We start from the raw sequence: 10811 nt of genomic DNA on the forward strand, positions 1-10811 counted from the left end.
TTCTCCGCGGTCCGTTGTGAAGCAGTGGGTCGTGGCGGTTCTGGAGCCCTTGCAGGGACTGGCCACCGGCGGAGCCGGGGTCCGGGTCGGCCACGACGGCGCCCGGGCGGATGCGTCTGGGTATGTCGGCGTAGCGGGTCATGCCCCCTCTTCGTGTTCTCTGATCTGCTGCAGCGCGATCGACCACCAGGTGTCGGGCTCCCTGAAGGCGTGTGGGTCCCGGTCGATGAGGGCCGCTGCCAACTGGTCGGCGTCGTGGATCCCTTCGGCAGCCGACGCCGGAGCGGGCGAGACGTCGCGCCGGGCGATGTGGAACAGGAACTCCACGAAGTCACCAAGGGTGCTGTTCACCACCTCGCCGCGAGGCTCGTCCCCAAAGACGATCAAACCGACGAAACGGTCACGGACGTTCAGGAAATAGCGCATTTTCGGATCATCGCGCGGGCCACCAAGAATAAGCGCACGGTTGGCTCCGTCATCCGAGAAGTTCCGCACGGCAAACAGCGGGGGACTGCCCTCGACGCTGGTCGTGAACAGCGCACCGCAATTCCGGGGAAGCCCCACGTGCGAGACGACGAGTGCATCTTCTTCGCTCAGACCGACTTGCAAAGCCTTCCGGTAGGGCATCCGGTCGATGTTCTCTTCGCCGAAAATCTCGACGAGTTCCTCATGAGAAGCCATGAACATTCCTTGTGGCGTCATTACAATTGGATGTCGAAAGTATACAAGGCCCCGTAGTCCAGATGATTGACGGAAGTCTTGATCTGCTCCCCCATCTTCAAGTTCATCCCCTTGTCGATGAGTCGCAAATTGTCGTAGATGTCACGCCCGCCGGACTGCAGCTCGATGGTGTGGTCGGCCTGCATGCCCTTGAGGCGATCCTTGACCTCGTTCTGGAAAGGACGCCCCTTGGGTTTCGCCAGTTGGTCGGCGCGAATGATCACCAACTGCTTGAACTTCATGCTCAGGTCCTTCAACCGCGTGGCCAGGTTGGGGTCTTGCGTGGTCTGCTTGGGGCTCTTCGGCGTCTTTATTCTCTTCGCGATCTCGCCGAACTGGGCAATCAGCACTTGCCGGTCGATCTCGTCCAGGAACATCTCCCCGGCACTGCTCTTGAACTTCGAGATCTGACCTCGCTCACCAGCCCGCTTGAGGGCCAACGCCTTGCGCGTGAACTCGATCTTGTCCCGCATCTTGTTCGGATTCCACGAGACTCGCGCAGTTCCCTGCGGAAGGCTCGGATCACCGGCCAAGGGCGGCTTGGCCCTTTGAATGGAATCGCTCATGTGTACGCGATTGAAGGCGTCTTCCTCCTGGCCTACCGTTTCATCCGGAGCCTCCCCGGAATCCGGCTGCCATCCCTTGCCGGCGTCCTGGGCGCGCAGTTTCTCCCGCGTGTCGCTCTCCGCCGTCCTGATGGTGCCGAGGGCCTTGTCCCTGGTGTTGCGACGATCCGCCTTGTCGAGGTCCCTGAGGATCCTGCGCATCTTCATCATGAACTGGTCGGCGTTCTCCGCGCCTTTGAAGAGGAGCCAGTCCTCGATCGTCGATATGTTCAGCGCCTGTTCGAGACGTGCTCGCCGCTCGGGATCCTTGTTGAGGAACTCGTCCAGCCTGGCCGACAGGTCGGCCTTGGCACGGCTTCCCTCACCGGCGCCCTCCGTCGGGTTCAGCGTGGCGTTGATCTTGAAGGGGCTGCCGGGCGTATCGCTGAGCTCGCTGAGCCGGTACCACACACGCAAGCCGAGGAGGACCGACTTCGAGACCAGCCGGCCGACACCTCCACTCAGCATGCGCTGCAGCCGCGGGCGAATCCGCTCGACGATCTTCTTGAGCCGCGCTTCCTTCGACTCCTTCGACTTCTCGTTCTTGCGCCGCTGGTCCTGCTCCCGCCTCTTCTGTTCCTGGTGCCGCCGCCTGTCCTCGCGCAACCGGTCACGCTTCTTCTTGAACCAGTCGCGGAGCTTGGAGGCTCCGTTCTTCAGGGACTTGCCCAGCTTGGAGTTCTTGAGCTTGCGCCCAAGGGTCCTTGCCGCGTTGCGGACCTTCGTCAGGGCGGACTTGACCGCGCCCCTGGCCTTGGAGAGGGCCCTGCCCGCCGGGGACTTGGGCCTCTTGGGCTTGGTGGGTTTGGGGCCCTCGGTCTCCTTGTTCTTCTTGGAAGGGGTCCGGGGCTCGGTGCCCTTCTCGTGGGGCCTCTCCTGGGAGCGGTCCCGGTCCTGTGGCCGATCCGTTCTGCGGTCGGGCGTCCGGTCCTGCTCCCCACGCGTCGGCTCCTTGGGCTTCGCCTCCCTCGGGTCCGGCTTCGCCGGTGACTTCGGCGTGGCGTGGTCCTTCGGCTTCGGGGGCGACTTGGGGTCCGGGGACGGCTTCCCCTTCGGGTGCTCAGCCCTCGCCGACGCCCCCAGTCGTTCGCGCGCGTTCCGCAGAGCCCCCCGCGCCTTGTTGACCGCCTCACCGGCCGCCTTCCGCGCCCCGCGGCCCAGTTTCTTCAGGCCCTCGGTGATCTTCTGGGCCATGGCCTTCAGGCGTTTGCCGACACCCTTGGCGGCTGAGGAGAGGCGGGCCAGGAGCATGTTGGTGATGAGGTCCAGGAGGGCGACGACGCCCGCCGCGACCGCCTCGGCGAACAGGCAGGCCGCAGGGCCCGCCTTGACCGCCTTGAGGTAGGCCCAGAACTTGGAGAAGGCGGAGAGGATGGAGCTGAGGCTCTGCCAGGCCGCCATCAGGCCCTGGACGATGGTGAGGATCGCGCCGGCCGCCGGGACCAGCATCGAGACGACCTTCTCGATGACCAGCGTGGCGATCATCATCGGCAGGGAGGCGATGATCGCGTCCCAGGCCATCTTGCCCATCTGCTTGATGGACACGCAGCCCTTGACCAGGACGTCGATGATGGTCTTGCCCAGGCCCAGGATCCCCTCGACCTTGGTGTCGAACCACTGCTTCACGGCGACCTTGATGGCGCCCCAGAGGTGGTCGGTGATGCCGGTCTTCGCCGAACTGCCCGCCTTGGACAGCCAGCCGCCCGGGTCGGGCGCGATGTCGGCGACGAGCGCGGCGAACTTGCCGAGCGCCTCGATCGCGGCCTGCGCGAACTTGATCGCGCCGAGGATGACCGCCTGGTAGGCCTGGATGACGGCCTTGAGCCCGGCTTCGAGGACGTCCAGGAGCTTGTTGAGGCCGGCTGCCAGGGCGTCGAGGAGGGCGTTGACGCCCTTCTTCAGGTCGTCCGCGAGCCGGTTGACCGTGGCGATCGCCCGGTCCCGCAGACCCTCGATCGCGTTGCGGAACTTGTCGCGCAGCTCCGGGAACGCGGCGAGCAGCACGTCCCCGATCGCGATCAGCGCGTCGGCGAGCGCGTTGATCGCGCTGATCGCCAGGTCGCGGACGAAGTCGATCGCCTTGTTGGCCCAGTCCTTGAAGGTGTCGATGATGCCGTTGACGGCCTTGCGGGCTGCCTCGAAGATCGCGGTGACCGCTTCGAGCAGGGCGTTGAAGAAGCTCTTGACCTTGTCGGCGATCCAGCCGAAGAACCCGCCGGAGGGTTTCTTCTCCTCCTTCTTCTTCCGAGCCTCCTTCTCCGACTTCTCCCGCTCGTCGTCGATCTTCTTGTTGTCCTGGTCCTTGCGGCCCTCGATCTCCTTGTCCTTGTCGTCGCGGGCCTTGACGATCTCCTTGTTCTTGGTGGTGTGCTCTTCGTCGGACTTGGTGTCCGCGTCCTCGATCTTCTGGTCCTGCTCGGTCCGCCACTGCTCGCGCTGCTGCTGGACGTCGCCGGCCACCCGGCCGCGTTCCCCGGTCTGCTGCGCGGTGTTGCGGTCGACCTCGCGGTCGATCTCGTTCTGCTTCTCCTGCTTGGCCTGCTGCTCGCCCTGCTGGTGTTCCTTCTCCCTGGTGGTCAGGTCGCCCTGGGCCTTGCCGGCCCCGGCGGCGATCTCGGCGCCCTTCTCCTGCCGGGCGACCGCGCCCACGCCGTCCTTGGGCGCCGTACCGGCCTGCAGTTGGGCGCCTTTGCCTCCCCCGCCGACGGCGACCTTGCCGACGAGCCGCTCCCGGGGAGCGTTCGGGAAGATCTGGTCCTCGCCCATCGGCTTGGCCGCGTCCTCGCGGCCGGTGCGGTGGATGTCGTTCTGCTTGTCCTTGAGCGCCTTGGCCTGGTCGTCGGTGCGCTTGGGATCGCTGGCGCCCTCCAGCCGGATCTTGGGCGCGGGGCCGACCGTCTTGTTCTGCAGGGCCGGGTCGGTGGTGGGCACGGAGTCCGCCGCGGCCTCGACGTTCTTCGCCTCGTCGGCGTCGAGTGCGGCCGAGACGGGCGGGGGCGGCGGGGCGACGTTCTCGGCGGGGTTCTGGCCCTGAGCCTTGTCACTGCCCTTGGCCTGCTGCTTGTCGCCCTGCTCCTCCGGGCCGAGCTTCTCGACGCTGCCGGTGACCTGGGCCGCGGGCGCGGCGGCCTCGGGGGGCGCCGAACGGGTCTGCGGGGCACCCGAGGGGCGTTCCCGCGTGGGCGGTGCGGCAGCGAGGCGCTGCTGCTCGTCGCCGACCTTCTTGTCCACGGCGCGGCCCACGCCGGGCATGGCGGCCGCGGCCTGGTCGGGCGCCAGCCTGCTGACCGTCTGCACGGCGGCCTCGGGGTCCTGGCCGGAGACGTCCGGCGGCTCCTCGGCCTTCTCCTTGTCCTCGGCGGCCGCGCCCCCGCCGCCCCCGCAACTGCCCTTCGCGCCGTCGTCCTTCTCGGGCGCGGGCTCGGGCGGCGCGCAGCCGCCGCCGTCCTTCTCCAGGGAGGCCTCCGGCCGGGGCTGTGCCCCTTCAGGGCCACCCAGCCTGCCGGGGTTGTCGGTCTGTTCGGCGGCAGGGCCGACCGCCGCCTGGGCCGCGGACGGCGCCGCGCCCGGTCCGGCGCCGGTGGTCGGCCCGACCCGTTCGCTGTTCCCGACCCGGCCGCCGGGCGGTGCGGCGCCCGGTCCGTCCTCCTTGGGTACGGCACTCCTGGCGGCCGGCGCTTCCCGCTGCGGCTTGGGCGGCTCGGCGTCCCGGCGCACGGCGGGCGAGGGGTTGCGGTCCTCGACGGGCGTGTGCGGGGTCTGCGCGCCTGCGGGCCGTACGACGTGGGCGGCGGACTCCGCGGGAGCCGCCGCGGCCACCGCCGTCTGCGGGCGTGCCTCCTGCCGCGTGCGGTCCTGTTCGTCCTGCTGTTCCCGGCGGCTGTCGGCAGCGGCTCCGGCGTCCTGCTGCTCCGGGCGGCCGTCGGCGGGGTCTGTCGTGTCCCCCTGTGCCGGGGGCTGTTCGGGCTCCGGCTCCTGGCTCTCCTTGTCGGTGGTCTCCGGGTCGGGACCGACCTCCTGATCGGTGGGCTTGTCCGGTTGCAGGTCCTTCTCGTCGCCCGCCGCCGCCTGGGCGACGGGCCCGCCCTCGGGCTGGGGTGCCTCGCCCTCGACGGGTCCCTCGTCCTGTCCGGGCGCCTTCGCGTCCGGGCCGGCGGCGTCCTCGTCCTCCTCCCGCTCCTGGTTCTCCCGCTCCTGCTCGATGCGTTCGGCCCGGGTCGGCGGCGGGGTGGGGAACGTGGGCACGGCGGGCTCGGACGCGCCCGGGGTGAGCTTGTCCGCGGTGGGTACGGCGGACAGGTCCAGGTCGGTGTCCGGCAGATGGTCCTCGGGCTTGATCGCGGGCAGGTGCGCGGCGTCCCCGGCCCCGCCGGACTGCTCCTCGCCCCCGTCGACCTCCCCGTCGGCGCCGGCTTCGAGTCCGAGCGGGCGCTCCTCCTCGCGTGGCTGCTCCTCGTCCTCGTCCTTCTCGTTCAGGCCGTGTTCGGACAGTGCGCCGTCCGGCTGCGCGGCCCGCTCGTCGACCTTCTCGGGCCGTACGGGACCGGGCTGTCCCTTGGCCTTCGGGTCGAGTGTCCCCGGTCGGGCACCGGCCGCGGGACCGGTCGCCTGCTCCTGGCGCCGGCGCTTGTCGGAGCCGGGCGCGCCCGCCTGTTCGGGGTCCTGTTCCTCCCGGTCCCGCTGGGCCTTGCGCTCCTGCGCGGCCTGTTCGGTGCCGTCCTGGCCGGCCTGGGCCCGTTCGTCGGAGGCCTGGTCCACGCGGGACCGGTCGGCGGACTGCTGCTCGTCCTCCTGCTGCTGCTCCTGCCTGCCCTGTTGCCGGGACTGTTCGCGTTCGTCCTCCTGCCGGGTGCGCTGCGCGGCGTCCTGGTCCTCCACGGCCGCGTCCGCGCCGGCCCGGCTGCGGTCGCTGCCGGCCTTCTCGTCCCGGTCCCGGGCGTCCTGTCGTTCCTCGCGGGCGTCGGCGGCCTTCTGGTCCTGGGCGCCGCGGTCGCCGTCCTGCTTGCGCTGCCAGTGGACGCGTTCGACGCCGAGCAGCTCGAACAGGTCGGGCTCGACCTCCGGCGCCCGGGCGGGCTGCAGCTCGGGGGCGGCGCTCTCCGCGGCCTGTTCGGCGAGTTCCAGGAGCCGGTCGAACTCCGGGGTGAGCAGGCGGACTTCGAGCCGGTCGAGCACGGAGTCCTGCATCTGCGAGGACATGCGGGCGAGTTGCATGCGCACGCGGCCGGAGAGGTCGGCGGGGTCGCCGCGCAGCGAGCGCAGCACGCCGGCCGCGAGCCGGTCCACGACGGCGGCGGGGTCGACGGCCTCGGTGCGCATCCGGTCGGCGTCGACGGTCGCGTACCGCAGCCAGCCCGGGGTGGCCCGGCCCTCCTCCACCTCCGGGGCGGAGGGCTCCTGCCCCGGCCGTACGAGGCTCTGGGCGGCCGCCTCCGCCTCCCGTTCGATCGCCTGCTGCGGCATGCTCACCGCCCCCGGTTCGCGACCGGCCCGCAGCGCGCCGAGGCCGTGCGGGTTCTGCACGGTGTGCAGCAGCTCGTGGGTGAGGAGGCGGCGGCCCTCGTCGGTGCCGGGTTTGAAGGCGCCCTCGCGGAAGAGGATGTCCTGGCCGACGGCGACTGCGTCCGCGCCGAGCAGCTCGGTGAGCCGGGCGGCGTCGCGGCCGGTGTGCAGGCGTACCCGGCTCAGGTCGTGGCCGAGTTGCTCCTCCAGCTCCCGCCGCACACCCGGGTCGAGGGGCTGGCCCGCGCCGCTGACGATGTTCTTCGGTTCCGGGGCTCGGGACGTGCCGGCCCGCTCCCTGCGCTTGCGGCGCCGCTGCTCGGCCGACTGCTGCGAGCGGGCGTCCTGGGACTGTGAGTTCATCGTGTCACCTCCCCGTGGCCGCTGAGCCCTTCGTGCACCGCGCGGGCCAGCTCCTGGCCGAGCCGTCGCGCGCAGAGCCCGGCGGGCAGCGCCGCGAGACCGCTCAGCGCATCGACGCTCACGGCGCCGTTCGCCGCCAGGGGCACGCCGTGCAGCCCGATCAGCCGGGCCAGCTCGCTCTCGAACGCGGCGGAGACCCGGACGGGGTCCGCCCGGAAGCCGTCGAGCACCAGCTCGCCGATCTCCACGCGTATCGCCGAAGGCCGTCCGCTCACACCCATCCGCGGACCTCCGGGGGCGTCAGCGAGCGCTCCAGCTTGAGATATTCGGTGCGGGCGGCCGCGAGCATGTGCCGCATCTGGAGCCGGTCGCCCTCCTCGGCGGCCAGGAACGCCCCGGACAGGGCGATGTTGCGGATCGAGCCGCCGGCCACGGTGAGCTGGGCGAGCAGACCGGGGTCGATGTCCTTCACCGGGGCCTGCGGCGGCAGGACCCGGCGCCAGATCTCGGCGCGTTCGTGCTCGGCCGGGAAGGGGAAGTCCACGACGAAGCGGATGCGCCGCAGGAAGGCCGTGTCGAGGGCCTGTTTCATGTTGGTGGTGAGGATGGCCAGGCCCCGGTAGGCCTCCATCCGCATGAGCAGGTAGCTGACTTCGAGGTTGGCGTACCGGTCGTGGCTGTCCTTGACCTCGCTGCGTTTGCCGAAGAGGGCGTCGGCCTCGTCGAACAGCAGCAGCGCGCCACCGCGTTCGGCGGCGTCGAAGACCCGGCGGAGGTTCTTCTCGGTCTCGCCGATGTACTTGCTGACCACCTGGGAGAGGTCGACGACGAACAGGTCGAGGCCCAGCTCCTTGGCCATGACCTCGGCCGCAAGGGTCTTGCCGGTGCCGGAGCCGCCCGCGAACAGGGCGGTGACGCCGAGGCCGCGGCGCAGGGCCGCGGCGAAGCCCCACTCCTGGTGGACCGTTGCCCGCTGGCGCACATGCGCGACGATCTCCCGCAGCACGGCCGTCTGCCGCTCGTGCAGCACGAGGTCGTCCCATCCGGCCTGCGGCTCGATCCGGCGGCCGAGTTCGTCCATGCCGATCCGGGCCTCGTCCAGACCGGCCCGCCAGGCGAGTTCGGCGGCGTCCAGCTCGTCCTCGTGGGGCAGCCGGCGGCGTACGGCGGCAGCGGCGGACCGTACGACGTGCGGGGGCAGCTGGAACTGCGCGACCAGGGAGCGGAGTTCGGTGTCGCCGAGGTCGGTGACCTCCTCGAACGCCTGGGACCAGAGGGCGAGTTGCTCGGCGTCGTCGAGCCGGGGCACGGGCACGCGGACGCCGTGCGGACGCTGGGTGCACAGCGGGTCCTCGCCGGACACCACGACGGGTACGGCGGCCCCGGCCAGGAAGGACTCGGTCGCCGCCCGCTGGTCACGGTCGAGTTCACCGGCCTCCACGAGCAGCGCGGCGGGCAGCAGGATCGCCTCCCGCTGCCACAGCCGGGCCAGCCGGTCGCGCTCGGCGGGGTCGGACGGCACGTCCTCGGCGCCCATCGCGTACAGTCCGAGCCCGCACCGGGCGGCCGCGGCGGCGGCGATGTCGGCCCGGCTGCGCAGGTCGCCGCCGGTCACCTCGACCAGCAGCGGTGCGTCGGGGCTGCGGCCGTCCTCGGTCCAGCCCTCGGCGAGCCGGCTCGCGGCCAGCTCGTACGACGGCGGCAGCGTGTCCGGTGCCGGGGTGCGGCGCAGCCGGCCGTGCAGCCGTGCGTCCAGGTAGGGCGAGCCCAGCAGGAAGTGCAGGATGCGTTCGTCCAGGCGGAGGCGGGAGACGGTCAGCCGGGTCTCGTCCTCCAGCTCCACGATCCGCCAGCGCCGCAGCGGGGCCACCGGGGTGAGGGCGCTCCAGTGCGGCCCGTCCAGGGCGGCGAGCGCGAGGGAGAAGGTGGGGTACGCGCGCTGCGGGTCTGCGGCGGCCGCTGCGCACCGGGCGCCGGTCGTGGGGTCGAGTTCGTCGGCGGCGGTGAGCAGGACGAGGTCGCGCTCGAAGGGGGTGAGGCCGAAGCAGGCGACGAGGGCGTCGAGGGGGGCGGTGGTCCCGGACACCGGTACGACGGCGGTGTCGGGTTCTCCGGTCGGCCGCTCGCCGGTCTCCTGGCCGGTGACACGTGCCGCGTGGGCGTCGACGCGGGCGAGGACGCGCCGGATCCCGGCGGTCGGCGCCGTGCTGCCGTCACCTGTCGTCGCCGTTCCCGGCTCGTGTGCGCCCATGTCCTCACCCGCCCCCGTGGATCCCACGTCGCCTCACTTCTCCGCGCCGTCGTCGGCGCCCGTCCGCGGTCCGGAGGCGGAGTCCGGGTCCCCGGCCGGCCGGGCGCTCTTCGGCGTGCGCCTCGCGGTCCTGGCCGGCTGCGCAGCCTTCCGCGCGCGGGCGGGTGCCTTGTCCGCGGTCTTGGCCACGGCCTTGTCCGCGGTCTTGGTGACGGCCTTGGCCACGGCCTTGGTGACGGCCTTGGTGACGACCTTGGCGGGCGGCGTCCTGGGGGCCTTCCCGGAAGCGGGCTCTTCGGCCTTCCCGGGATCCCGCTCGCCGGCCTTGCCGGAAGCGGGCTCGCCGGCCGGCTGTGTCTTCGCGCCGTCCCGTCCGGCGGTGTCACCCTGGGTTTCGTCCGGACGTGGTTCGGCTCCCGGCGGCACCGGCGCCCCGGGCGCCCCGAACGGCAGCACCCGTACCTCGGGCCGTTCGACCGGCTTCGCCGGAACCGGCGTCTCGCGGCCGTCGATGAAGACGAGGGACGCCTGGTAGACCACCGAGAGCGCGTACGGGGTCTGGTAGAGCATCCCCCACAGCTTCGACGTCTCGTCGACGTCCATCACCATCGGCGTGAACCGCACCCGCTGGGCCGCCTCCGCGAGGTTGCTGCCCGCCAGGTAGGGCCGCTCACCGGCGAGTTCGATGACGTCCTTGGGCAGGACCGGTATCTCGTGCAGGGTGCGCACCACCGAGCCGATGAGCCGCTGCCCGACCAGCTCGGTCTCGTCGCCGTACGCACTGATCACGTACTGCAGGTCGAGCGCGGCACTGGCCCGGCGCACCAGCGTGCCGTCGGACGCGCGCGTCGGCAGGTCGTTGTTGCGCTGCGAGGTGTTGGGCGTGACCTGGTACAGGAAGACGGAGATGGTGGGGTCCGTCGGCGGCTCGGCGGGCGGCTTGCGCGGCTCCACCTTGACGGCCATGTCGATCTCCGGCTGCAGGTGGGACTCGATCAGCAGGGCGAGGGCCTGGCTGACATGGGCGATGGCGAGTGCGTTGCTCATGGCGTCAGTTCCTCGGTTCCTCTCGTGGTGCCGGTCCTGCCGCGCTCACTGCCGGTGCGGCTCACTCGCGCCCCCGTGCCAGGTAGTCGGCCAGGCTCACGGCGGCGCCCGGCCGCCGGGCCGGCCGCGTCGGCTGCCGTGCGCCGTTGCTCTGCGATGCCTGGCCGGCCGTCACCTCCAGTCGGCCGATCTGCACCTGCACCACCTGCTCGGGCGCCCGCGCGGGCCGCCGGGCCGCGGCCTGCCGTACCGCCGCGCGGGCCGCTGTCGCGTCCGCCGCGCTGGGGCGTGCGGCCGCGGAGACGACGGAGGGAGGAGCGGCG

The 10811-nt window shown here is 71.5% G+C and carries 5 protein-coding genes and 1 pseudogene; all 6 read right to left on the reverse strand.

Annotated features, from left to right (window positions below; genetic code table 11):
- Positions 1 to 138: 138 nt before the first annotated feature.
- Positions 139 to 681, reverse strand: a complete 543-nt coding sequence (locus AB0H32_RS27030) for an SUKH-4 family immunity protein (protein WP_361125202.1) — start codon at positions 679 to 681, stop codon at positions 139 to 141.
- A gap of 20 nt (positions 682 to 701) precedes the next feature.
- A complete protein-coding gene (locus AB0H32_RS27035) occupies positions 702 to 7190 on the reverse strand; it encodes a DUF4157 domain-containing protein (RefSeq protein WP_361125204.1) in 6489 nt (2162 codons plus the stop codon).
- Positions 7187 to 7471 carry a hypothetical protein gene (locus AB0H32_RS27040; RefSeq protein ID WP_361125206.1) on the reverse strand — a complete coding sequence of 95 codons (285 nt, stop codon included), beginning with the start codon at positions 7469 to 7471 and terminating at the stop codon, positions 7187 to 7189. Before AB0H32_RS27040 ends, AB0H32_RS27035 begins: the two co-directional genes overlap by 4 nt.
- The gene (locus tag AB0H32_RS27045) at positions 7462 to 9441 is read right to left on the reverse strand and encodes an ATP-binding protein (RefSeq protein WP_361125212.1); all 1980 of its coding nucleotides are present in this window, start codon (positions 9439 to 9441) and stop codon (positions 7462 to 7464) included. Before AB0H32_RS27045 ends, AB0H32_RS27040 begins: the two co-directional genes overlap by 10 nt.
- 33 nt (positions 9442 to 9474) lie before the next feature.
- Positions 9475 to 10488: a Pvc16 family protein gene (locus tag AB0H32_RS27050; protein ID WP_361125208.1), complete on the reverse strand. Its 1014-nt coding sequence runs from the start codon at positions 10486 to 10488 to the stop codon at positions 9475 to 9477.
- A 61-nt stretch (positions 10489 to 10549) separates the two neighbouring features.
- A pseudogene (locus AB0H32_RS27055) lies at positions 10550 to 10811 on the reverse strand (hypothetical protein); the annotation flags it as partial.

Source organism: Streptomyces sp. NPDC020362 (genome assembly GCF_040642095.1).
Taxonomy (GTDB): domain Bacteria; phylum Actinomycetota; class Actinomycetes; order Streptomycetales; family Streptomycetaceae; genus Streptomyces.